The sequence below is a fragment of the Gemmatimonadaceae bacterium genome, assembly GCA_019637355.1.
Classification (GTDB): domain Bacteria; phylum Gemmatimonadota; class Gemmatimonadetes; order Gemmatimonadales; family Gemmatimonadaceae; genus Pseudogemmatithrix.
This window is the reverse complement of record JAHBVT010000001.1, coordinates 2,718,631-2,743,839: the sequence shown is the minus strand read 5'-3', so window position 1 is coordinate 2,743,839 and position 25,209 is coordinate 2,718,631. Positions and strand designations below refer to the sequence as shown.

Sequence of the window (25,209 nt, the reverse complement as noted above, 5' to 3'; positions counted from 1 at the left end):
GCGCGTTAACGGTCAGGACGCCACGGCGTCTCGCAAAGAGCGCGGGCGCAGATGCGCCCCACCTGCGGTGTCGCCTGGCGCGCGCCGGTCACTCCAGCGGCTGAGGTCCTATGCTGCTCGTTCATCTTTGGCGGCGTCCGATCGCCACGCTCCTCGTCTCCGGACTTGCCGGCATCGCCTGCGCACAGGCCGAGAGTGCCGAGCCGCTCCGCACGGACGTCATCCGCGCGCGTGACATCGTGATCTCGGCGCGCGCAGCGGGCGTCGTCGCGCCGGTGACGACGATCGAAGTGAAATCCCAGGCCTCGGGCGAGATTACGGCGGTGCACGTGACGGAAGGCGAGAGCGTCCGTCGCGGCCAACTGCTGGTGCGCGTGGATCCGCGCATCCCGCAGAATGCCGTGACGCAAGCCGAGGCGGACTCGGCGGTGGCGCAGGCCTCGCTGCAGAACGCCGAGTCACGGCTGCGGCGAGCGGAACAGCTCTTCGCCGAGCAGGCGCTGACGGAGGAGGAGGTGGAGGTGGCGCGCCTCGCGGCTGCCACATCGCAGGCCGACCTCATTCGCGCCGTGCGTGCGTTGGAGGACGCCCGCATCGCCTACGTGCAGACGGAGGTGCGCGCGCCCTCGGACGGCGTGGTGCTCTCGCTGACCGTCGCCGAGGGCAGCGTGATCGCCTCGGCGAGCCGTGACGTCGGCGGCGGTGCGGTGCTGCTGCGGATGGCGTCGCTGGACACCGTCGAGGTGCGGGCGCTGGTGGACGAGCGCGACATCGGACGCATCACCGCGGGTCTGGGCGTGACCGTGACGACGGCGTCGTTTCCGGAACGCCCGTTCCGCGGCGCAGTGCTGCGCGTGGGCGCCGAGGCGATCGTGGACCAGAACGTGACGACGTTCCCGGTGATCGTGCGCATCCCGAACCGCCAGGGGCTGCTCAAGCCGGGGATGAATGCGGAGGTCGAGGTGATGATCGGCGAGGAGCGCGAGGCGGTGGCGGTGCCGAACTCGGCGCTGCGCGACGCGCGGGAGCTCGACGAGGCGGCGGACTTTCTCGGGATCTCGCGGGACAGCCTGCGAGCGGAGCTACGCAGCGTACCGGCGGGTGCCTTCGTGGTGTTCACGCGGGACGGTGGGCGCATCCGCGCCGTGCCGGTGACCACGGGGCTCACCGACTATGACTACTCCGCGGTCCGCGACGGACTGAGCCCAGGGGACACGGTGCTGATCCTGCCGACCTCGGGACTGCTGCGCGAGCAGGCGCGGCGGCAGGAGTGGGCGCAGCGCCGCGCCGGTGGCGGCCCCTTCGGCGGCGGCTGAGCCGTGCGGTTCATTGAGATCCTCCGGGTGGCGCTTTCGTCGTTGCGGGCGACGAAGGCGCGCGCCTTCCTGACGGCACTGGGCATCGTGATCGGTGTGGGCGCCGTGATCACGATGATTGCGCTGGGCTCGGGTGCGCAGGCCGCGGTTGAGGCGCAGCTCGACGCGATGGGCACCGACCGGTTGACGATCCAGCCGGGGCAGTCGTACACGAACGGTGTGGCGAGCGCAGAGCGCGCGCGCCTGACCGTGGCCGATGCGGACGCGTTGCGCGGTGCGCCCTTGCTGGCGGCGGTGGCGCCGATCCTGACCGGCCGGGCGCAGGTGCAGATCGGCGACAAGAACGGCAACATCGACGTGATCGCGACGCTGCCGGAGCTGGAACAGATCGATCGCTATACGTTGGCGGCCGGGCGGTTCCTCTCGGCCGGGGACCACGCGCAGCGACGGCAAGTCGCGGTCCTCGGCAGCGAGATCCTCGCGGAGCTGCGGGTGGAGGACGTCGAGGCGGTGGACCTCGTCGGCCAGCAGATCCAGGTGCGCGGCATCAACTTCGAAGTGATAGGCGTCCTCGACCCCTCGGCCCAAGGCGGACGCGACGACCCGAACGAATCGGTGTTCATTCCGCTGAGCACCGGCCAGTTCCGCATCTTCGGGACGGAGCGTATCGCGCGCATCAATGTAAAGCTCGTCGATGCCGAGCGGATGATGTCGGGCGTGCTCGACATCGAGGCGGCACTGCGCAGCGCGCACCGCCTGCGGCCCGAGCAGAGCAACGACTTCCGCATCCAGGACAATTCGCAGTTCCTGGCGGCGCGCGCCGAGGCGAGCGCCACGCTGACCTGGTTGCTCGCCGGCATCGCCGCCGTGTCGTTGCTCGTCGGCGGCATCGGGATAATGAACATTATGCTGGTGTCGGTCACGGAGCGCACCAAGGAAATCGGCGTGCGGAAGGCGCTGGGCGCGACGAAGCGCAACGTGCTCGCGCAGTTCCTGCTCGAAGCGATGGTGCTCTGCCTGATCGGCGGCGTGGTCGGCGTCGCGGCGGGGTACGGCGCGGCGATGCTGCTCGGGCGGCTCAACGGATGGCCGATGGAAGTGACGCCGGGGTCCGTGCTGCTGGCGGTGGGGTTCAGCGCGGCCATCGGGATTACGTTCGGGGTCCTCCCGGCGCGTCGCGCGGCCGCCTTGGACCCGATTGAGGCCCTGCGGTACGAGTGAGGCGGGCCCGCGCCACCCGGCGGGGCGCGGGGAAACCCCCGGGCAGCCGGCGGTGACAAATTGAGGTCCCGCCACGCATCGCAAGCCGGCGGGAGAAACCCTTAGCTCCGAGAACGAAGATGTCGATTCGAGCGATTGCCACCGTGACCCTCGCCGTGGCGGCGATGCCGCTGGCCGCGCAACAGGCGCCGCGTACGCTGCCGGCGCCGGAAGCCGAGTATGAGGAGCCGTTCAGCCAGTTGGGCATCGGCTCCATCCGCGAGCTCCGCGACGGACGGCTCGTCGTAGCCGACCCGCGGGACAAGGTCGTAAGCCTTGTCGATATGCGCCGCGGTTCGGCGACCAAGATTGGCCGTGAAGGCAGCGGCCCGCAGGAATTCGGTTTGCCGATGCGGCTGTATGCTGCGCCGGGCGACACGACCTTGCTCTACGACGCGGTGAATTCGCGCTACCTCGTCATCGGGCCGGACGGGCGGCCGGTGAACACGTTCCGCACCGAGGCCGACCCGGTGGCGCAGGCGGGGCTGGGTGGCGGTCCGCCGGCGGGCGGTCAGGTGGTGCGGCCGGGCGCAGCGGGTGGCGGCCAGGGCGCGGCACGCCCCGGCGCTCCGGGTGGCCAAGGCGCTGCGCGTCCAGGCGCGCCGGCTGGCCAAGGCGCTGCGCGTCCCGGCGGTCCAGGGCCCGGAATGATGATGCTGGGCGCCGGACTCGTGGCGCGCGCTTCGGACGCACAGGGTCGCCTCTACGGCGAAGCGATGGGCATCAGCTTCGACGCCGACGGCCGGCCGCAGCAGGCCGACTCGGCGGCGCTCGTGCGCTTTGACCGCGGCACGCGGCGTCTCGACACGCTGGCCTACGTGAAGCTCGCCCGCGGAAACACGCAGATGAGCGGCGGGCAGGGCAATATGCGGATGATGATTGGCGCGGCGAACCCGCTGACCCCGCGCGACGAATGGACGGTGTTCCCGGACGGGCGCGTGGCGATCGTGCGGGGCACCGACTATCGCGTGGACTTCATCCTGCCCAATGGTACGCGCCAAGCCGGCGCGCCGATTGCCTACACGCCGGTGCGGATGAACGCTGCCGAGATCCGCTACGAGGAAGGCTTGCGCAACGCGGCGCGCGCCAACCAGATGAGTATGCTGGTCTCGAACAACAATGGGCAGATCTCCCGCTCGGCCCAGATGGGTCCGGGTGCGAACGCGCCGCCGCTGGAGCCGCTCACCGATTGGCCGGCGACCAAGCCGGCGTTCCGTCCGGGCCTGGCCAGTGTGCTGGCCCGCCCGAACGGAGAGCTCTGGGTGCGCCGGACCGAGAACGCGCAGGCCCGCGGGACGCTCTACGACGTGATCAACGCGCAGGGCGCGGTGGCCTTCCAGGTGCGCATTCCTGAAGGGCTCACGCTGGTCGGGTTCGGACAGAACACGATCTATACCGTGCGCAAGGACGAGGACGACCTGGTGTATCTGCAGCGCCACGCGGCGGGGGAGATTCCGTTGCGAGGGAACTGAGGGCAAGACGGAGGACGGAAGACGGTGGGGGCGGGCTCGGTGCTCGTCCCCACTTTCATTAGGGTTTGGTGAACTGGGTTGACCCGCTCAACCCCCAACTGCAAATAGGGCCGATGCGATTCCCCCCAATCTCAGCGGCGGGCCTGCTGCTGCTCGCGGTGATGGGCTGCGACCGCGGCACGCCAGCCGCCGCCAACGTCATCCGCAGCGACTCGGCCGGCGTGAAGATCATCACCTCCACTGGCCCGGATGCCGAGCTCGCGTGGCGCTTCGACACTCTCGGCCTGCTCACCGACTCGCTCGGTGAACCCTGGCTGTTTACGGGCGTGTCGCGGCGGGTCGTGCTGACCGACCGTGCGGGCCGCACGTATGTGCTCGAGAACGAACCGGCCATCCGGCGCTTCGGGCGAGACGGGCGCTACGAGCGCAGCTTCGGCCGCAAGGGCGGCGCGCCGGGGGAGATGGAGTTCGCGTACCAGTTGCTGCAACAAGGCGATTCCGTCGCGGTGCTCGACCTCGGCCGCAACGCCATCGTGCGCTGGGGGCCGGATTTGGAGCCCATCCAAGACCTGCCGCGCCGCGGGGCGCTCGACCGCGTGCAGGGACTGGCCTTCCGCAGCGGCGGCGCGTGGGTGGAGAGCTCGGCGTTCGACTCCACCGGATCGCGCACGATGCTGTATCTCGACACGCTGGGCTCGGCCCCGCTGTTCGAGGTGAACGAGGGGCGGCCGAAGATGATGCAGGCCTGCGGCGGGCGCCTGGGCTTCGCGATGCCGGCCTTCTTCTCGCCCCGCATCATCTGGACGCATAGCGGGGCGCGGATGCTGGCTACGCTGGGCCCGGACTACCGCCTGCAGCTCTTCGAAGGCTCGCGGCTCATCGCCAGCATCCGCCGCGATCTCCCCCAGCGCGCGCCGACCGTCGCGGACCTGCAGCGGATGTATCCGGAGGGGCTCAAGATTCGCTTCGGGGGCGGCGAGTGTACGGTGCCGCTGGACGAGCTGCTGCAGACCGTGGGATTCGCTCCGGTGATGCTCGAGGTGCACGGCGTCGCGCTGCTCGCCGATGCGACGATGTGGGTGCAGCGTTCAGTGGCCAACGAGAAGCCGCCGGTGCTGGATGTCTTCGGCAGCGACGGGGCGTATGCAGGGTCCGTCCGCGGGCTCTACCTTCCCGTGGGGCTGCTGCCCAACGGCGAGTTGCTAGTCCCGCTGGATGATGAAGATTCGGGTGGGCTGGTCATCGCCCGGATGCGCGTGCGCAAGTGAACTGAATCGCTACCGCGGGCAACCCTCTGATAGCGACGGGGGTCAAACACCCGACACCTTCCCACGAACGCCCAGCCAGATGTCGATGCGCCGTCTCTCATTGATCCTCCTCGCCGCGGCCGCCCTTGGGGCCTGCGACAAGCTCAAGTCCAGCGATGCCGCCACGGACGCCGCCGCCGAAGACGGTTCGACCGCCTCGGATTCCGCCGGTTCGTCGGGCGGTAGCACGGTCTCGCTGCCCGTCGTGGCCACGGAAGTCACCGACGGCGACCTCGTGCTCTCCATCAATACCACGGGGCAGGTGCGCTCCGAGAGCGAGGGCCGCATCCGCACGGAAGTCGCGGGGACGGTGGCTCGCGTGCTGGTGCGCCCGGGCGACCGCGTGCGCCGCGGCCAGCCGATTGTCGAACTCGATGCGCGACCGTTCGAGATCGACCTCGCCGAAGCGGAAGTTGCGCTCAGGGAGGCCACGCAGCGGTATGAAGACCTCTACCGGCCTGATTCAGCCGCGACGGGCGTGATGCCCTCGCAGGTGCGCCTCGATGCCTTCGTGATCCGCTCCGGCCTGGCCGCGGCGCGGGTGCGCCTCGACCGCGCCAAGCTCGCCCGCGAGCGCTCCACTATCTACGCGCCGTTCAACGGCACGGTGGACCGCATCAGCACCGTCGTGGGCGACCGCGTCAATGCCGGCCAGGACCTTGCCGCGCTGGTGGACCTTGAGAGCCTGCGCATCGAGGCCGCCGTGCTCGAGCACGACCTGCCGCTGATCCGCGTCGGCGGCGAGGCGGTGATCACGAGCGCCGCCGTGCCGGGCCAGGCCATTCCCGGCCGCGTCTCGGCGATCCTGCCGATGGTGGACAGCACCACGCGCGCAGGCCGCGCCTTCGTGCGCGCGTCCGGCGGCTCGGCCCTGCGGCCCGGGATGTACGCCGACGTGCGGCTCGAGGCGCAGCGCCTGAGCAATCGCCGCTTGGTGCCGGCGCGCGCCATCATCGAACGCGACGGGCGCCCGCTGGTGTTCGTGGTGCGGGGCGGCCGCGCGCAGTGGACCTACGTGCTGCCTGGGCGAAGCAACGGGCAGGTGACGGAGATCCTGCCGGACTCGAGCAGCGGCATCATCCCCGTGAACCCCGGCGACCAAGTGATCATCGAAGGGCACCTGACGCTGACGCACGATGCGCCCGTCCGTGCGGTAGCGCCGCGCGAGCGGAACCCCTAAGCCGGCCGCGCGATGTCGCTCACTGCCTACGCCGTCCGTCGTCCCGTGACGACGGTGGCCGCGACCTTGGCCATCGTCCTGCTCGGCAGCGTGTCGCTGACGCGCCTGCCGGTGACGCTGCTGCCCGACGTGACGCTCCCCGTGCTGACGGTACGCACGACCTACACCGGTGCAGCGGCCGAGGAAGTGTCGCGCTTCGTGGCCGAGCCGATCGAGGCGCAGGTGGCGGCCACGCCGGGCCTCGTGGAGCTGCGGTCGGTGAGTCGCAACGGCGAGGCCGTGACCACGCTGCGTTTTGCGTGGGGCACGGATATGCCGTCGACGATCCTGACCGTGCGCGAGCGACTCGACCAAGTGCGCGCGCGCTTGCCCGAAGGCGCGGCGCGTCCGACGCTGCTCACCTCCGACCCGGGCGAACGTCCGATCGCCGTCATCGGCCTGACGGGGCTCAACGACCTGCGCTTGCTCGGACGGACGGCCAACGACGTGCACGCGCGGCGCCTGGAGCAGATCGGTGGCGTGGCCAGCGTGGCCGTGGTGGGTGCACCGGAAGACGAGATCAAGATCGAGGTGGACCCCGAGCGGATGCGCGCGCTGGGCATCTCCACCAACGACGTGGCCAACGCGGTGCAGTCGGCCAACGCCAACGGCGCCGGCGGCACGATCCGGCGCGGGCAGTTCCGCTTCTCGGTGCGAGCCCTCACGGAGTTCCGCGCACTCGATGAGATCGCCGAGACGCCGGTGGGGCCCGCCAGCGCCAACCTACGCCTCCGCGACATTGCGACCGTGACGAGCGGCCTGGCCGAGCCCCGCACGCTGACGCGGCTCGATGGCGGCGCGGCGGTGGGTCTGGTGGTCTACAAGGATGCCGGCTCGAACACGGTGGCGGTCACGCGGCAGATGATGGAAGTCATCGACCTGCTGCAGGGCGAGTTCCCCGAGATCCGGATGCACGTCGTGGCGGCGCAGGCTGATTTCGTCGTCGGCGCGCTGTCGAACCTTGCGCAGGAGATCATCGTCGGCGGCGTCCTCGCGCTCGGGATGATCTTCATCTTCCTGCGCCATTTCCGGTCGGCGGTGGCGATCGCCATCGTGCTGCCGCTCTCGGTGGGCGTGGCGCTGGTGTTCCTGCAACTCTTTGGCGTCACGGTGAACGTGCTCTCGCTCGGCGGCCTCGCCTTGGGCGTCGGGCTCCTCGTGGACAACGCCATCGTGGTGTCCGACGCCACGAGCCGGAAGTTCGGCGAGACGGACCTCCCGTTGGACGATGCCGCGATCGAAGCGACGGATGAGGTGGCGGGGCCCCTGCTGGCCGGCACGCTCACGACGATGCTGGTGTTCGGGCCGATCATCTTCGTGAAGGGGCTCGCCGCCGCCCTCTTCCGCGATCTCTCGCTGGCGGTGGTGCTCTCCGTCGGCGGGTCGCTGGTGCTCGCGATGACGCTGCTGCCGGTGATGATCATCGGCCGTCGGCAGCGGATCGCCCAGGCGCGGCTGCGGGCGGACCGTGAGCCGGGGCCGCGCGAGGCCAAGCTCGTGGCCTTCGGCGAGCGCCTCGCCGACGTCTATGAGCACGGAATGGAGTGGTCGCTACGGCATCCGCGTGTCATCCTCGGCTCGGGCGTGGCGCTGATGGTGTTCCTCGGGATCGCGCTGCTGCGGATGCCGAAGGAGATCCTGCCCCAGGTGGACGAAGGCATCATCGTCGCGGCGGTGCAGTTGCCGGAGGGCACGTCGATCGAGGAGACGACGCGCCAGGTGGGCCGCATCGAGGCGTTGGCCGCGTCGTTGGGCGCGCGGGGCGTGTACTCGCGCATCGGCATCGCCACCGACGAGGAGATTCTCGCCGGCGCCGAGCCGGGCACGTCCGCGACGGCGCAACTGCTCATTCCCGTGGACGACGGCGTCGACGCCGCGCAGCTCGCCGACCGACTGCGCGAGGGCGTGCCCGATCTTGCCGAGGGCGGGATGCTGGCCCTCGACCTGGCCGGGCAGTCGGAGTTCGGATCGTTGATCGGCCGCGAAGGCCGCCTCGTGCGCGTGGAGGTCAGCGCGCGCACGCTACCGGAGAGCCAGGCCTGGGCGGATTCCGTGCGCCTGCGGCTGTTGACGCTGGCCTCGCTGGCGGACGTGCGCAGCGCCAACAGCACCACGCAGCCGCAGATCGAAGTCGCGCTGGAGCGCACGCGCCTGGCCGAGCGCGGCATCCCGGTGCAGACCGTGCTGCGGGCATTGCAGGGCGGGCTCGGTGGCGTGGACGCCAGCGAGCTGCGCGAGACCGACCGACGCACGCCGATCCGCGTGCGCTTTGCCGGCAATGCCAACGAGGACCTCCAGGTGGCGTTGGCGACACCCGTGAACGGCGTGCCGCTCAGCCAGTTGGTGACCTGGCGCGAGGTACGCGCGCCGATCGAAGTCGTGCGCGTGAACCAGCGCCCGGTGAGCATCGTCGAGGGGCTGATCACCGACGGCGGCACGGCCCGCGCGTCGCGCGACGTGGAGCGGCAGCTCGCCGAGCTGAACCCGCCGGCGGGCCTTACGTGGGAGATCACCGGTGCGGATGTGGAGCAGCGGCGTACGACGGAGCAGCTATACCTCGTGGCGCTGCTCGCCGCGGCGCTGGTGTTCTTGGTGCTGGCGGGCGAGTTCGCCTCGTTCACCACGCCGCTGGTCGTGATGACCACCGTGCCACTCGCCGCGGCCGGCGGGCTCGCCCTGCTCTGGATGACGGGGCAGAGCATCAACGTGGTGTCGTTGATCGGCATCGTGGTGATGATCGGCGTCGCCGACAACGACGCCGTCGTGAAGATCGCCGCGATTATGAAGTTCCAGGAGAAGGGCTATCCGCTGGAGCAGGCCGTGCTGGCCGGCGGCCGCCAGCGCCTGCGTGCCGTGACGATGACGACGCTGACGACCATCCTCGGCGTGCTGCCGCTGCTGCTCGGGCTCGGCCAGGGCGGCGCGCTCTACCAGCCGCTGGCCGCCGCCGTGATCGGAGGCGCGATCTCGGCCCAGTTCGTGACGTTCTTCCTGCTGCCGGTGGCGTACACGATGATGGAGCGCTGGAAGGCCCGGCGCACCGAGGGCGTGGCGTGATTCGCTGGGCGGTGAGCCGGCCGGCCGTGGTGTGGGCCGTGGCGGTGGGCATCGTGCTCGGTGGCGGCGTGTCGTTCACGCGGCTGGCGTTGGCCACGCGCACCACCGTCGAGCTCCCGCGGCTGCAGATCACCGCCACGTGGCAGGGCGCGTCGGCCGAGCTGGTGGAGATGTACATCTCGTCGCCGGTGGAGGCGGCGGCGCAGGGCGTGCGTGGCGTGCGTCGCACCAGCAGCGAATCGCGCGACGGCTCGTCGCGGCTGACGATCGAGCTCGACCCCAAGGCTAACGTGCAGCTCACGCGCCTGGCCATCCTCGAGCGGCTGGAGCTGCTGCGCGGCGACTTCCCTCTCGGCGCCACGCAGCCGGTGGTCGGCAACCTCGTGCCCGAGGCGCTGCAGGAGCCGCCGCTGCTGCGCGTGCTGCTGAACGGGCCGTACACTGCCGGGGCGCTGCAGCGCATCGCCAACGAGGTGATGACGCCGCGGCTGAGCGCGGTGAGCGGCGTGAGCGGCGTGTCGGTGGGCGGCGGTACCGAGTTCGGCGCCAGCGTGTCGTACGACCCGTTGCTGCTGCGGCAGGTAGGCGTGGAGCCGCAGGCGCTGGCCAATGCCGTGCGCGAGGCGCGGGTGGTGAGCGCGCTGGGCACCGAGCGGATGGGCGCGAGCCGCCGCGAGGTCGTGCTGCGCGACCAGCCCGGCGCGTTGCAGGAGCTGGAGGACCTGCCGATCCGCGGCCGCGGCGGCCGCGTCTTCCGGCTCGGCGAACTGGCCCAGGTGCGCCCCGAGGAAGATTCGCGCGGGATGTTCTATCGCGTGAACGGCAACAACGCGCTGTCGCTGACCGTGGCGCGCGAGGCGGGCTCGGATGCCATCAAGACCGCGCGTGCCGTGCGTGCGGCGCTGCGCACGATGACGCCGGAGCTGCCGCCGGGCGTGCGCTGGCGCGTGACGGCCGACGAGTCGGTGGAGTTGGATCGGCAACTGAAGGACCTCATCCGCCGCGGCGCGATCGCGTTCGTGGCCGTGGCCCTGGTGCTGATCATCGCCCTGCGCAACTGGCGGGCCGTCGCGCTGGTGATGGGGTCCGCGGCGATCGCCATCGCCGGCACGGCGCTGGGGCTGTTCCTGCTCGAGATTCCCGCGAATATGCTGACGCTGGCCGGGCTCGGGATGGGCATCGGTGTGCTGGTGCAGAACGGGCTGGTGGTCGTCGAGCGCCTGCGCTCGGCGCCGGACACGCCGGAGGGCCGTGCCAACGTGGCGCAGCGAATGATGCCGGCCGTCGTCGGCGCGACGCTCACGACGACGGTCGTGCTGTTTCCCTTCCTGTATCTGCAGGGCAACGCGCGCGCGGCGTTCTTCCCCTTCGCGGCGGCGTTCACGCTGGGGCTCGCGTGGTCGGTGGTCTCGGCGTTGGTGATGATTCCCGCGCTGGCGGCGGGACACGGGATGAAGGAGACCCACTGGCCGCGGCTGCAGCGCGTGTATGGCTGGACGGTGAAGAAGGCGCTGCGTTGGCGCTGGGTCACCATCGTGCTCACCACCGGCGCCATCGTCGGGCTCGGCTGGGTGTTCGTGAAGAAGATCCCGCGCTTCGCCTTCGGCGGCTTCGGCACGCAGCGCAACTCCGTGTCGGTGAACATCAGCTTCCCGCGCGGCTCCGACCCGGCGTCGCTGGACGCGGCGATGCGCGAGATGGAACGCGTGGTCGTGGGTCGCGAGGGCGTGGAGGAAGTCATCGCCAACAGCTACAGCGTCTCCGGCGCGGGAATGCGGGTGTCGTTCACCCCGGCCGCCGAGGTGACGGCGATCCCGCTGGAGGTGCAGGAGGCGCTCACGGCGCGCGCCGTGTACATCGGCGGCGCGAGCATCTACGTGAGCGGACAGGGGCCGGCGTTCAGCTCCGGCGGCGGGATGGGCTCGAGCAGCAACTTCCGCATCCGCGTGCTGGGGTACTCGTACGCGGCGGTGGCCGAGTTGGCTGAGGACATTCGCGCACGGCTCGAGAACATCGCGCGGGTGCGGAACCCGATCGTGACCAGCGGCAGCTTCTTCGGCGGGGACCGCGCCTTCGCGGTGACCTTGGATCCTGACCGCGACGCCTTGGCGCGCTACGGCGTGACGGCGGCGGCGTTCACGCAGGCCGTGGGGCGCGAGGTGCGCGGCCCGGTGGGCGGACAGCGGCTGGAGATCGGCGGCGAGGAGATTCCGGTGACAGTGAAGGCCGTCGGGTCGCGGGAGCGCTCGCTCGACGAGCTGCGTGATGCGCTCGTGCCTACCGCCACCGGCACGCCGGCGCGCATCGCCGACCTCTCTCGGGTGGACGAGCGCGAGCAATTGGCCGTCGTGACGCGCGAGGACCAGCGCTACCTGCGCGTGGTGGCCTATGAGTTCCGCGGGCCCAATCGCCTGGCGCAGCGCACGCACGAGGCCTTTATGGCCAGCATCAGCGTGCCGCCCGGATTCACCGTGGAGGACCAGCAGCTGTTCCAGAACCGCGGTGACGAGAGCCAGAAGGGCCTGTGGCTGGTGTTCGCCATCGGCGTGACGTTGGTGATCCTCGCGGTGGCGATGGTGTTCGACTCCGCGTGGGGCGCGGCGATGGTGTTCATCTCGCTGCCGATCGCGCTGGCGGGCGTGGTGGCGTCGTTCTGGTGGGCCGATGCGGCGTTCACGCGCGAGGCGGCGGTGGGCGTGATCCTCGTCGTGGGCTTGGCGGTGAACCAGAGCATCCTGCTCGTGGACGCGGCACTCGAGCGACGGCGCAAGAGCGGCGGGCGGCTGCGCGCGTCGCAGGTGTATCACGCGGCGCTGGACCGTTCGGGGATGATCCTGATGGTGACGCTCACGACGTTGGCGTCGCTGGTGCCGCTGGCGGTGGGGACGAAGTCGACGACGCTGTTCGGAGCGATCGCGCTGGCGACGGCGGGCGGGACGTTGGCCGGGACGCTGGGGGCGATGTTGATCCTGCCGGCGATGTTGGCGCGGTTGCGGGGTGGGGCGCGGGGAGGCCCGAGGCGGCGTGGGCGCTGGCGGGAGTGGCGGGTTTGGGGGGTCTTGGCGTTCTGGCGGTGGCGACGAGCGGGCGTGGTCGACGCCACATAGGTCCGTTACAGCCGTCGGTTTCGGCAGTGACCTAGGCATCGTGGCACAAAACAGTACTGGCGCACTAGAATGTGAGTCTTTATGGTAGGCGAGTCGTGCGGGAGCCACTGTCCACGCTAGCCTACCTCAAATGCTCACGAGAACGAGTGTAGGACTTCTTGCGCTGCATAGTGCTTTTCGTCGGGTGGTGCAGGTAGTGAGGGTAGGGCTGCCATCCACTCTCGCACTGCGGCTTGGCGCTGTCAGCGTGGGAATCGCACTACTTGCCATCAGTGCGCACTGGGCGAGGGGTGCGGCTCCGGTGACCGCCGCCGCTGACAACGACCTCGTCGCTGCTCCCTCCTTGCGAGTGGGCGACTCGCTCTCGCGTTCACGCGGAGCAATTCCAAACATCTACGTGTCGGTCCCGAACCACTGGACCAACCTGAGCCCGACGCTCGAAGTCATCGTCTCCATCTGTCACCAGTACGGCGTCACGGAAGTCGAGGTGACCGCGCCAATCGCCAGCGTCAATTCGGATGCGTACGCTCAATGTGGGTCGGGCGAGTCAGGAACGGCCTACTTCGTGAACTGGAATCCGGCCTACGACACCGGGATGGAGCTTGGCGCGAACACGTTCACCGTGTACGCCTGCTCGAACTGGCCCGCCTACGCCTGCGACGAGCGGACCTTCACGTACTACCGCGAGTACCCTGAGGACACGGAGACGACGCTCACCCCGCTTGACCCAGGCACGGTGCTCGCGATCGGCCAGAACGCGACCCTGCGTTACCGGATCGCCAATGGCGTCGGCTATGCACGCACCTACAGCCTTGCGGCCCTCTGCACGCGCAGCGCTTCCGGGTGCAGCATCGTCGGCTCCTCCCACGTCACCATTGCCGGTGGCAACTCGGCGACCGTCTCGGTCTTGGTGAGTGGGAACTCGGTCGGGATGGGGGTAGTCACCTTCCGGGTCTGCCGCTACGTCGACTCTCAGGACGTTTGTTCGCAGCGCACGAACACGCACCCTGTCCCGCCGTCGGCGCCCGTCGCGCGCGCGGTCACCGTGACGCCGACGGCCAATACCACCCAGCAGGGCAACGGGACTACGTTCAGCGCTTCGTTCACCGTCGGCAACACCGGCACGGTCGCGACCACCTACACGTTGCAGGCCTCGTGCACCGTCGCGCTCGAGGCCACACCCTGCAAGGCGCCGGCCACCGTGACGATCGGTGCCGGCAGTTCCTCGATGGTGACCGTCGATTCCATTGTCGCAAAGTCCTTCTCGACTCCGACGGTCGGGGCCGTCTACCTCACGGCCCGTGCAGAGGGCGCCTCGGCGACGGGCCGGACGGCCGTCACCGTCGGGCCCAACGGTGGCAGCGGCGGTGCGCCGTCGGTCCTCGTCGCCTCACACGCGGTCAACCCGGGCTCGACCTTGGCGCGCGGACAATGCGTCTCCTTCGCGGCGGGCGACGCCGCGGGCGTCGAGTGCGGAGACCTTCGCCTCGCGCACCCGCTGCCGACAGTCCACACGATGGGCCGTCGATGGACTCCGGCCCTGACCTACCTCAGCCGGCACGCGAATCCCATCGCGCTCGTCGCGGCCGACGTGACGACGCTCCACGCCACGCCGGACACGATGGGCATTTCGCTCGAGATCACCGGCGGGGCGAGTCTGCCGATGCGGAAGTTCGCGTGGCCGGCCAGTTGCCGGAACGCCGCCTGCCGCGTGGTCTACCCCGTGAACGCCGATTCGCTGGCGCTCGCCACCGGCCTGTACCACTACACGTTGCGTGCACAGTCGCCCGGCGACAGCAGCTACGCCGCCACGGACACCGGCAGCTTCGTGGTCGTGAACCGTATCGCCAGTCCGTTCGGCCGCGGGTGGTGGCTTGAGGGGCTGGAGCAAGTCCTTCACCTCTCTGCCACCCACAAGCTCTGGATCGGCGGGGACGGCAGCACGCGACTGTACATCCGCGGCGCGGGCGCCGATACCGCCAACTACTACGCGCACGCCCCGCTGACTCGCGTGGATACGCTCGGGCACGTGGGATCCGGTGACTGGCGGCGCCTGTTGCCGGACCGCGCGTACGTCCGGTTCGACGACAATGGGCGGCACACGCGAACCGTCGGCCGGCTCGGCGACACGACCGTCTTCACGTACACCAGCGACCGTCTCACCCGCATTCTCCTGCCGGCCCCGGCCGCCTCGTCGGCGTATCTGCGCTACGAACTCGCGTACAGCGGAGGCCTCCTCACGCAAGTGCGTGCCGAACGCAATCCGGGCGACAGTACGCGCACGGTGGCCGTGACGCACGCCGGGAATGGGGCCGTGGACGGCATCACGGACCCCAATGCGCACGTGGTGCGCTTCGATACCGCAGGTGCCCACGGCCGCGTGGGCTGGCGCCGCCGCCGCATCGCCGCCGACACCGTGGCCTTCACCTACGACGCGTTCGGTGCCATCAGTCAGACGAGCATCGGGATGCAGCGGACCGGCGATACCACGATCACGACGCGCTACTGCCCGGCCGAGACCCGCAGCCTCGTGGCCTGCGCCTGGTCCGAGGGCAGCGTCGGTGGCGTGCCGCTCCCGAGCGTCGTCACGCGCGTGGACGGTCCGCGCGGCGGCCTCATCGACGTCACCACGTTCCACCTCAACCGCTTCGGACAGCTCGACTCCCTCTTCGATGCGCTCGGCGGCCGCACGGCGCTGGGCCGAGACCCCGATTTCCCGGGCCGGGTGCTGGGCGTCCAAGATCCCACCGGGCTGACGCAGCAGGCGGCCTACAACGCGCGCGGGCTGCCGACGTCTCTCACGACCGTCAATCCCATCGGCACGGACAGCAATGCCGTGACGACGATTGCGTGGCATACGAAGTGGCACTTGCCGCTGACCGTCGCGCAGCCGCTCCTCGACTCGATCATCCACAGCTACGACAGTACGTGGCCACTGCGGAACTGGACGCAACGGAGCAACGACTCCGGCTCCCGCGTGAACTTTCACTACGACGACGACAATCTGGTGGATAGCGTCGTCGGACCCGGGCAGCATACCACCCTCTGGCGCGACGCCCTCGGAAACGTCTCTGCCGTCCGGGAGTTCGCCGCGAAGATCACGTCCGTGCGCGATCCGTTCGGCTTCGAGATCAAGCGCGAGGATGACGCCGGCCGGTTCACCGAGCGCATCGTCCGGAACCCGATCGGTCTGGTGGACTCCGTCATCACGGTGGGGTTGGCGACCACGCGCCTCGACAGCCTTGGTGACGCGACCTGGGACCTGGTGCCGGAGCGCACGCGCATCGTCCACAACACCTACGATGCGGAGGGCAACGTCCTCACCATCGGGCGGTGGACGCTCGGGGGACCCGGTACCGCCGGTGCGCAGACCAGTTACCTCTACGACGCGGCCAACCGCGTCCTCCGGCACAACGAGGCCGTGCATCCGGATTCCTTCCGATACGACCCCGCCGGCAATGCGACGATTCAGATCACGCGGCGCGGGCACCAGGTCCGGCAGGGCTACGACGCGCTCGGTCGCCTCCTGTATCGTTTCCTGCCGGAGGTGTCCGCCGCGCAGGTCGTCTGCGAGGCCTGTTCCAACCAGCCCCCGGGCTGGATCGGTCCGCGCGTGACCTTCCCGTACTTTGGCAGCCCGCTCCTCGGTGGCGGCACCACGCCCAGCCTGCTCATCCCGGGCGACCTCGAGCTGTTCACCTACGACGCCGGCGGACGCCTCCTCACGGCCGACAACCGGGACGCGCGGATTGCGCGCTCGTACTACGCCAATGGCGCCCTCAAGACCGACACCCTGCGACTGCGGCGCTACGACGCCGCCGATACCGCGGCGTCACCCTACGCCACGCACGTCTACGGCCTGACGTTCCTCGTCGACCTGCTCGGGCGACGCACGGGGCGCTCCGACACGTTCGGGCGGCACTTGAAGTACACGTACCATCCCGAGACCGGCTTCCTGACCGGCCTGGTCGACTCGCTCATCGGGTCTGGAAGCAAGACCACCTTCGCGATGACGCACAACACCATCGGCCAGTTGCTCACGCGGCAGGTCGTCGGTGCGTCGCCGGGCATCGCGCTCACCAACACCTACGACACGGCGGGGCGGCTGGAGAGCCGCAGCGAGACGGGCTTCGGCGGCTACACCATCTTCGCCGACGCGTTCACCTATGACGAGCGCGACAAGCAGGTGTCGCGCCACAGCGCGGCGTGGAACGCGACCCTCAGCGACACCGCCTACGTGGCCTACGACGGGTTCGGCGCGGTCTCCGCCGTGACGCGTTACGTGAACTACGGCACCCTCGGCCGCCTGACCGACGAGTTCGACGCGGACGCGCTCGGCCGGGTCTGGCGCACGCACAGCAACCGCGCGTCCCCCGCGGGGCGTGCGGCGAGCGACCAGCTCTACAGCGGCGACGTGCAGACCGCGCGGCAACCCGACCCGCTCTCGACCGTCCGCTCGGGCAGCGCCCCCGCCGTCACCGTGCTGGACACCGTCACCCACAGTTTCGACAACGCGCGCAACCTGGTGCTCGCGCTGCAGCTGGCGCGGCGCTTCTCCCACCTCGACGGGCAAGGGGAGGACGTCTTCGAGAGCCCGCTCGAAGGAAGCGAGTACGCATTCTACGCCTACGACGCCCTGCAGCGCCTGCGTGTCTCGCAGCGCTCCTTCGACCGCAGCACCGGGCGGCACCTCCAGACCGAGTACCGCTACGACGCGCTCGGCCGCCGGGTGCTCGTGCGCACGCGCGCCGACGTGCAGACCTGCCCCGACTCCGTGAGCGCCCTCAGCGGGAACTGCCTCTCGACGATGGACCGCTTCGTCTGGGACGGCGACGAGCTGCTCTACGAGTTGCGCTCGGCCGGGCACGCAGGGGCCGGCGACGCCACGCTCGAGAGCACCACGGCGCCGAGCGGGGCGGCGTTCTTCGGGCGGGTGCGCTACGTGCACGCGGAGGGCATCGACGATCCCGTGCTCGTGCACAAGGACGGGAGCGCGGCCTTCGTGCCGCACCGCAGCGGGCGCGGGACCTACGAGACGGGGACGTACGTCGGCAGCGGGACCGAGGTCACGGGCTACCACTGGCCGCAGCGCTATGCCGGGGTGTACCACGCGCCGGATGCGCGCGTCTCGCCGCCGACGGCGACGTCGTGGCAGGGCAGCCTGCTCGACGGGAAGACGGACCCGAGCGGGTTGCAGTATATGCGGAACCGGTACTACAATCCGGCAAGCGGGCAGTTCACGCAGCCGGACCCGATCGGGCTCGCCGGCGGCCTGAATTTGTACGGGTACGCGAACGGCGACCCCATAAACTTTTCGGATCCCTTCGGTCTCTGTCCCGATTCGCTCGCAACGGCTGAGCGAGAAGAGTGCGAGAAGGCCGAGGAAGCAGAACGTGAGCAGCGGGCCGCAGAGCGTACGGCATATCTCTCGCGGATGCATACGTGCACTCAAGACACGCCGGGCTTCAACGCGATGCTGGCGCTTTCACCTCTTGGCCTTGCGAACATGAAGATGGGCCAAGGCTTCCGGCAGCCGGGCTCCTCACCGTTCACGTCGGTCGATCGGCGCTTTCCGGGACTGCCAGGCGCGAACACTCAAGGTGGAATGCCAGTACGAACGGTAGGCAGTGGCGCAGTGAAGACCGCCGGTACACTCGGAACGGGTGCCGCCGTTGTGTCGACGTTCGCGACCACCTACGTGGTTACCACACTCGTGCGGTGTGGCTTGGAAGCCAGAGAGCCCTAACGCCGAACTCGAGGAGGAACCCGCAGATGGCATTCACCACCACCAAGCTCCTGAGAGCTGCCGAAGCTCAGGTGCGCGAGCGACTACGGCAAAGGCCGATGATTCCCCTCGTGGAATCAGTCGTCGGCAGTGCCGGACTCGAGGACGAGAGCGCGGTCAGCTCGCTCGCCGCTGAACTCGCAAAAGTGATCGGGGTTGAAGTCGGGCATCTCCGCCCAACCGAAACTCTACGCGAGTCGCTTCGAGTTCATCGGAATGAGCTAGGGAGCGAGATTGGGAAGCTCATGACCAAGGTCGGTCTCGATGATGTTGTCGACCCGTTTGCTTTCGGCTTGCTGGATCTTGTCGAACGCAAGTTCCGCGAGAAGCCGACGCGCGTCGAGAGTGTGTTCTTCGCTCCGGCGCCGAAGAACGAGGACGAGTGGGTCGAACGTATCCTGGATCTGACTGTTGCAGACTTCTTGCGGGCACTCGCGTGACAGCCTAACCCTACGTTCTGCTGCAGCGGCGCAGCCGCTGTCAGCAGCAACTAGCGGTTAGGCCCCGCGCATTCACATACTAAGTGCAACACCTTGCCCACGCGCGGATGTCCGGTGTCAGGACACGAGCGACTTGGCGGGATGCAGGATAGCTTCTTGGTGCGGCGCTTGCGGGGCTTGTTGCATCTCTCTTAGTCGCACCGCCACTCTCGGCAACGTCTGGGTGCGATAGCCAGGCTTGCGACACGCAGTACAACACCTGCTTCAATACTGACCTCAAGTACAGCTGTAGTGGCGATCCCTGCAAGTCCAGTCCGTGCAATCAGCAGTAGAAGCTTTGGCGTACCCGACGAGAGTGCGGACAGCAGGTCCTTCGCGTGGGTCGCCGCGCGAGCGTTCAATGGTCAACGTCCATCACGCAGTCCGAGCATTGCTTGCCGCAGTAATGCTCGGCGGCTGTACAGGCGGCGGTGAGAACCCGCAAACCCTCTCGTCCACGCTGCTCCTGTGGTCCGTCGACACCGTCGCCATCGTGGGCGTCGCGGACGGCGACCCGCAACAGGAGTTCGGCCAGCTCATCGCGGCGGAGTACGGCCCGCACGGGGACCTGGCGCTCCTGGATCTCCGTCGTCCCGGCGTTTCGTGGTTCGATTCGGTGGGACGATTCCAGGCTTCCACCAGAGTGGGCAGGGGTCCTGGGGAACTCTCGCAACCGCGAGCGATCGGCAGCAGCGCGTCCGGTGCGATCCTCGCGCTCGATCCTGCCTCCGCACGCCTCTCGTTTCTCCGGGCGACTGGTGGCCGCGTGTCCCTCGACTCTTCGATTGGTACGCTGCACGTTTCGACAAGCGTTTGCGAACTGGCGGGTCGGGTTTACGCAAGCTTCCTGCTCGATGGGTTCGTGGCTCACACTCTCGGGCCGGACGGGAAGGCGCGACGCTCCTTCGGACCGGAACCGTCTTTGCCGCAGGCCACGGCCGGCACGTTCGGCCTCCTTGCTCGCCGCCAGATTGTCGAACCGCGTCTCTATTGCGATGAACGACGGAGTCAGGTGGTTCTCGCTGGTAGATCGCACCCGCTGGTGCACGCGTATGACTCGCTCGGGCAGTTGAAGTGGTCGAACCGGCTGGATGGCGTTCACTCCCTCGCTTTCCGGGTTAATGACGACGGCAGTGTCGGGGGCGTGCTCGACTCGATTCACGGGGCGAGCTTCGCGCGTTCGATGGTCGCGTGGGATGAGCAGCATCTGCTCGTTCAGTACGTCCGGAGCTTTCCCGGCCCTCCTCCCGAGACTCGAGAGTTCAGCGCAATCGACTCGCGACTTCTCAATCTCACGAACGGGACGGAGGTCGAGCGCTCGGAACGTCTACCGCTGGTCGCGGCAGCCCGAGGCGACAGGCTCGTAATCCTAGACAACTTCCCGTATCCTAGAGCGATAGTCGTTCGAAGGCGCTGACCGCCGGGACGTCGTGGCCGCGGGCTGCGTTGGTGATCTGACCTGAACGGAATCGAGTCCGGCGATCGGTTTCCAGCGCAGATATTACTGGGCACTCCTGTGGAGCGGCCGTCGCCAAGCAGTTGCCCAACTGCCTCAGGGCCAAGCGGACGAGCGCGCTGTAGAATTCGCGCTGCCGGCCAGCGTGCCACCCTCAATCAGCGCAGCATCCCACCCTATGTCCGCCGTCCTCCGCACCACCCTGCTGCTCGTCGCCTCCAACGCGTTTATGACCTTCGCGTGGTACGGCCACCTCAAGCACCATCAGCACCGCGCCTGGTACGCTGCCGCCCTCATCAGCTGGGGCATCGCCCTCTTCGAGTACCTGCTGCAGGTACCGGCCAACCGCATCGGCTTCACGGTGCTCTCGCTTGGCCAGCTCAAGATGCTGCAGGAAGTCATCACGCTCGCGGTCTTCGTGCCCTTCGCGGTGGTGTATATGAAGCAGCCGCTCAAGCTCGATTTCCTCTGGGCCAGCCTCTGCCTGCTCGGCGCGGTGTACTTTGTGTTCCGTGGGAACCTCACTCCAGCCTGACCTGACGATGCGCTCACTCGCCCGCCTCCTCGCCCTCGTCGCGCTGCCGGCCGCGCTCGGCGCCCAGCAGCACAACCCCGCGCACCACCAGCCGGGGCAGGCCGCGCCGCACGAGGAGCCGACCATCGTGATCTTCGTGCGCCACGGGGAGCGCGGCACGGAGCCGGCCAACGATCCGGTGCTCACGCCGGCCGGCGAGCAGCGCGCGCTGGCGCTGGTGGAGGCGCTGCGGGATTCGAAGCTGCAGGTGGTCATCCACACGCCGCGCGTCCGCACGCGCGACACGGCGCTGCCGGTGGCGCGGCACTTCGGCATCACACCCGAAGTCGTGCCGCTCTCGGCCGGGACCTCGCACATCGAGGCGATGGCGGCCGCGGTGCGCAAGCATCACGGCAAGACCGTCCTCGTGGTGGGGCACTCGAACACGATTATGGAGTACATCGCGGCGCTCGGCGGGCCCCGCCGGGCCGAGCTCTGCGACCACCAGTACGACGGCCTGTACACGCTGGTGCTGATCCACGGGGAAGCCCACCTCGTGGAGGGCCGCTATGGCGGCCCGAACCCCCCGGCCGCACCCGGCTGTGCGACGATGATGGCGCCGCCGGCGCGGCCCTAGCCGCGCCGGGGCTCCGGAAGGGGGTTTTCACAGGGAAAATCACGGGTCCCGAACGTTGCGGAAGTGTCGGTGGGGGCGCAGATTACCCCTCGTTCGCGCCCCCCTTGGAGACCCTCCTTGACGGTTCCGTTCGTGTCCCGGATTTTGCTTCCCGTCGCCCTGCTTGCCGCCCTGGCAGGCCCGGCGATGGCCCAGCGCCCCGCCCTGACGGGCGAGAAGGCCCAGGTCGCCGATGCGGTCAAGGCTGACCTCGTCCGGCTCTCCGAGCTTCAGACGGCGCACCATAACCGCACCCGCGTCTATGCCGCCGATGCCCGCGACATAGGCTTCGCGCCGACCTCGGGCGCGACGATTAACATCGCCTACGCCTCGATGAACGCCTGGGCCGCCAACGCGACCCATCCGACGCTCTCGCCGGTGGCCTGCTTCATCATCATCTCGTCGGCCGAGCCCACGGGCCCGGCCTCGCAGCCGTTCTGCCAGGAAGGGCGCCCGGGCACTGGGGCACCCGTCGCGGCGGCCCCAGCGACTCCTCCGCAGGCGGCACCACAGACACAGACGCCACCGCGCACGGGCGCCGCTCAGACGCCGAGTCAGGCCCCTGCCCAGACACCGGCCCAGACACCGGCCCAGACACCCACGCCGGCACCGTCCCAAGCGCCCGCGCAGCAGCCTGCCGCCCAGCCCGCGACCCCGACGGTCACCACGACGCCCTCGCAGCCTGCGGCACGGCAGGAACCCGCGCGCACTGAACCGGCACCGCAACAGTCGGCGGCAAGGCAAGAAACCGGAATGACGCCGGCCACCCCGGCGCCTCCACTGCGCCCACAGACGGCCGGCCAGCAAGCCGGTGCCACCCCCGGCGCCGCGCGCCCGACCGCGGCGGCGCCGCTGCCCGCCAGCGACATTCCCGCCAGCGCCCGCACGGGCACTCGCGACATCGATCCGGCTGGGATGACCGTTCCGTCCCAGACTGAGAACATCAGCGCGCAGCAGTTCTCGCAGAAGCTCAACGAGTTCGCGCAGGGCGCGGCCACGATGTACGCCGAGCTGCAGGCCCGCAACGAGAGCCTCGTGCGCGACCCGTACGAGAGTACGGCCGAGTTCGAGGCGCGCCGCGCCGCGGCCTTCGAGGCCACGCAGCGTCGCGAGCGCGAGTTCTTCTCCAGCAACAGCCGCACCTACGTCGTGGCGATGCCGGTGCGCGAAGTGCGCTACGACCCGGACCGCGAGATCTTCGAGTTCACGGTAGACGGCGTGGGCTTGCCCATCACGCGCAGCGCCGGCGGCAACGCGCCCGGCACGCTGTCGTTCACCTGCTACTCGCGGCCGGTGTTCTGGTGCAGCACCGAAGCTGGGATGACCTACGAAGCGGGCGATATGTGGAAGATTCCGCGCGGCACCGCCCGCCAGTACGACATCCTGCGCACGCCGCTGACGCTCAACGCCCGCTTCGCCGTCGGCCGCCGCAACGACGCCCCCGTCCTGGCCATCTCGCTACTCTCGATGGACCTCCAGGCCCGCGGTCAGTCGGTCTCGCGGTGGGACGGCGCGTCGCGCTGATTTGCCCGCGTCGGCGCCCCCGATGACCAGCGCCGTCGCCACTGCGCAGCTCGTCCTCCTCGAGGACATCCGTCGCGCGGCCGAGATCCTCCGCCCCGTCGCGGTCCGCACGCCCCTGCTGCCCGACGACGCCCTCGGCGCTCGCCTCGGAGCCCCGATCTACTACAAGCCCGAGATGCTCCAGCGCGGCGGCGCCTTCAAGTTCCGCGGCGCGTACACGTATCTCGCGTCGATGTCGCCCGAGGACCGCAATCGCGGCGTCATCACCGCCAGCTCGGGCAATCACGGCCAAGGCGTAGCGCTGGCCGCCAAGCTCTTCGGCGTGAAGGCCACCATCGTGATGCCGACGACGGTGCCGCGCGCCAAGCGCGACGGCGCCGAGCGGCTCGGCGCGCGCTGCCTCTACCACGGCATCACCACGGCGGAGCGCATCGCGCTGGCGCACGAGCTGCAGCAGAAGGAGCAGCTCAGCTTCGTGCCGCCCTTCGACGACGACACGATCATCGCGGGGCAGGGCAGCTGCGGCCTCGAGATCGCCGAGGACCTGCCGGACGTGGGCACCGTGCTCGTGCCGATCGGCGGCGGCGGCCTCAGCGCCGGCGTCGCGACGGCCATCAAGGCGCTGGCGCCGCGGGCGCGCGTGATTGGCGTGGAGCCAGCGGGGTCGCCCAAGTTCAGCAAGGCGCGCGCGGCCGGCGAACCGGTGACCATCCCGGCCAATCCCGAGGGCCTCGCCGATGGCTTGCTTGCGGTGCGCATCGGGACGCGCAACTTCCACCACCTGCAGGCGCACCTCGACGACGTGGTGACGGTGCGGGACGAGCGACTCGCGCCGGCGATGCAGTACGCGATGGAGCGACTCAAGCTCGTTTGCGAGCCGAGCGGTGCGATCACGCTGGCGGCGCTGCTCGACGGCATCGTGACGCCGCGGGGAAAGACGGTCGCCGTGCTCAGTGGCGGAAACATCGAATACGATGGCGTGCGCGTCCTGCTGGGCGACGGCGCGCCCGGAGGAACGGCCTGATGCCGATGCGTTGCCCCACCTGTGGTCTCGAATACGCCGACGACGCACGCTTCTGCACCAAGGACGGGACGCGCCTCGGCTCCGGCGACGTCTCGGCGCGCGCCACCGCGGTGCGCATCGGCGAAGGCCCCTCGGCGCCGACGCCGTCGGCGGCGACCAGCCACGCGAATATGGCCGGCCAGGTGCTCGACCGCCGCTACGCCATCGTGAAGAAGGTGGGCGAGGGCGGAATGAGCTACGTGTACCTCGCGCGCGACGTCTCGAGCAACACGCGCTACGCGATTAAGATCCTCTCGCCGGCGCTGAGCAAGGACGAGAACGCGATGGCCCGCCTGCGCCGCGAGGCGGCGCTGGGCATCCGCCTCGCGCATCCCAACGTCTGCCACATCGTGCGGATGGGCGAGACCGAGGACGGCCTCTGCTACGTGGTGATGCCCTTCGTCGAGGGCGAAATCCTCTCCGACCGCAACTATCGCGTCGGCAAGACCACGCTCGAGGACACGGCCAAGTTCATCACCGAAATCGCCGATGGCCTGCACGTGGCACACCAACTCGGGATCGTGCACCGCGACCTGAAGCCCGAGAACATCATGATCTGCAAGAAGCCCGAGGGCGAGGAGTACGCGGTCGTGATGGACTTCGGGCTGGCCAAGGAGCGCAAGGCGGGCGGCGAGCTGCAGAAGCTCACGGCCACCGGCATCATCCTCGGGACGCCGGAGTTTATGAGCCCCGAGCAACTGCGCGGCAAGCCGCTGGACCCGCGCACGGACATCTACTCCCTCTCGTTGATGACCTACGAGATGCTCACGGCCAAGCTGCCCTTCGAGGGCGGCAACCAGCAGGCGATGATGATCGCGCGCCTGCGCGCCGACCCGATCCCCGCGCGCAACCGGCGTCCGGAGCTGCCCGAAGCGGTGGACGCCGTGCTACTGAAGGGGATGGCCCGCGACGCCGCCGACCGTTACGCGACGGCGCCGGAGTTCGCGGCGGCGCTGCGCGCCGCCATCGGCTGA

At 69.4% G+C, this 25,209-nt stretch carries 15 protein-coding genes; all 15 read left to right on the top strand.

Going from position 1 to position 25,209, the window contains the following annotated elements; translation table 11 throughout:
- Positions 1–110 precede the first annotated feature (110 nt).
- The 15 genes from KF689_12505 (at position 111) to KF689_12435 (ending at position 25,209) form a co-directional block, all read left to right on the top strand.
- Positions 111–1,316, top strand: coding sequence for an efflux RND transporter periplasmic adaptor subunit (locus KF689_12505; protein MBX3134194.1), 1,206 nt, complete (start codon positions 111–113; stop codon positions 1,314–1,316).
- A gap of 3 nt (positions 1,317–1,319) precedes the next feature.
- Positions 1,320–2,537, top strand: a complete 1,218-nt coding sequence (locus tag KF689_12500) for an ABC transporter permease (protein ID MBX3134193.1) — start codon at positions 1,320–1,322, stop codon at positions 2,535–2,537.
- A gap of 119 nt (positions 2,538–2,656) precedes the next feature.
- Complete coding sequence (locus KF689_12495) at positions 2,657–4,048, top strand: hypothetical protein (GenBank protein MBX3134192.1); 1,392 nt, start codon at positions 2,657–2,659, stop codon at positions 4,046–4,048.
- A 113-nt stretch (positions 4,049–4,161) separates the two neighbouring features.
- Positions 4,162–5,316 (top strand): hypothetical protein, encoded by a 1,155-nt coding sequence (locus tag KF689_12490; GenBank protein ID MBX3134191.1) that lies wholly within the window; start codon positions 4,162–4,164, stop codon positions 5,314–5,316.
- 85 nt (positions 5,317–5,401) lie between these two features.
- Positions 5,402–6,535 (top strand): efflux RND transporter periplasmic adaptor subunit, encoded by a 1,134-nt coding sequence (locus tag KF689_12485; GenBank protein ID MBX3134190.1) that lies wholly within the window; start codon positions 5,402–5,404, stop codon positions 6,533–6,535.
- Positions 6,536–6,547: 12 nt separating this feature from the next.
- Positions 6,548–9,631: an efflux RND transporter permease subunit gene (locus KF689_12480; protein ID MBX3134189.1), complete on the top strand. Its 3,084-nt coding sequence runs from the start codon at positions 6,548–6,550 to the stop codon at positions 9,629–9,631.
- On the top strand, positions 9,628–12,738 hold the full coding sequence (locus KF689_12475) for an efflux RND transporter permease subunit (protein MBX3134188.1): 3,111 nt from the start codon (positions 9,628–9,630) through the stop codon (positions 12,736–12,738). The genes KF689_12480 and KF689_12475 overlap by 4 nt, the downstream gene beginning before the upstream one ends.
- A gap of 301 nt (positions 12,739–13,039) precedes the next feature.
- Positions 13,040–18,484 (top strand): RHS repeat-associated core domain-containing protein, encoded by a 5,445-nt coding sequence (locus tag KF689_12470; GenBank protein MBX3134187.1) that lies wholly within the window; start codon positions 13,040–13,042, stop codon positions 18,482–18,484.
- A 26-nt stretch (positions 18,485–18,510) separates the two neighbouring features.
- The gene (locus KF689_12465) at positions 18,511–18,963 is read left to right on the top strand and encodes a hypothetical protein (GenBank protein MBX3134186.1); all 453 of its coding nucleotides are present in this window, start codon (positions 18,511–18,513) and stop codon (positions 18,961–18,963) included.
- Positions 18,964–19,408: 445 nt separating this feature from the next.
- Complete coding sequence (locus tag KF689_12460; GenBank protein MBX3134185.1) at positions 19,409–20,419, top strand: hypothetical protein; 1,011 nt, start codon at positions 19,409–19,411, stop codon at positions 20,417–20,419.
- Positions 20,420–20,636: 217 nt separating this feature from the next.
- On the top strand, positions 20,637–20,993 hold the full coding sequence (locus KF689_12455) for a DMT family protein (GenBank protein MBX3134184.1): 357 nt from the start codon (positions 20,637–20,639) through the stop codon (positions 20,991–20,993).
- Between the two features lie 7 nt (positions 20,994–21,000).
- Complete coding sequence (locus KF689_12450; GenBank protein ID MBX3134183.1) at positions 21,001–21,609, top strand: histidine phosphatase family protein; 609 nt, start codon at positions 21,001–21,003, stop codon at positions 21,607–21,609.
- Between the two features lie 144 nt (positions 21,610–21,753).
- Entirely contained in the window at positions 21,754–23,172 is a 1,419-nt protein-coding gene (locus KF689_12445; protein ID MBX3134182.1) for a hypothetical protein, read from the top strand.
- Positions 23,173–23,194: 22 nt separating this feature from the next.
- Positions 23,195–24,196: a threonine/serine dehydratase gene (locus tag KF689_12440; GenBank protein ID MBX3134181.1), complete on the top strand. Its 1,002-nt coding sequence runs from the start codon at positions 23,195–23,197 to the stop codon at positions 24,194–24,196.
- Entirely contained in the window at positions 24,196–25,209 is a 1,014-nt protein-coding gene (locus KF689_12435; GenBank protein ID MBX3134180.1) for a protein kinase, read from the top strand. The genes KF689_12440 and KF689_12435 overlap by 1 nt, the downstream gene beginning before the upstream one ends.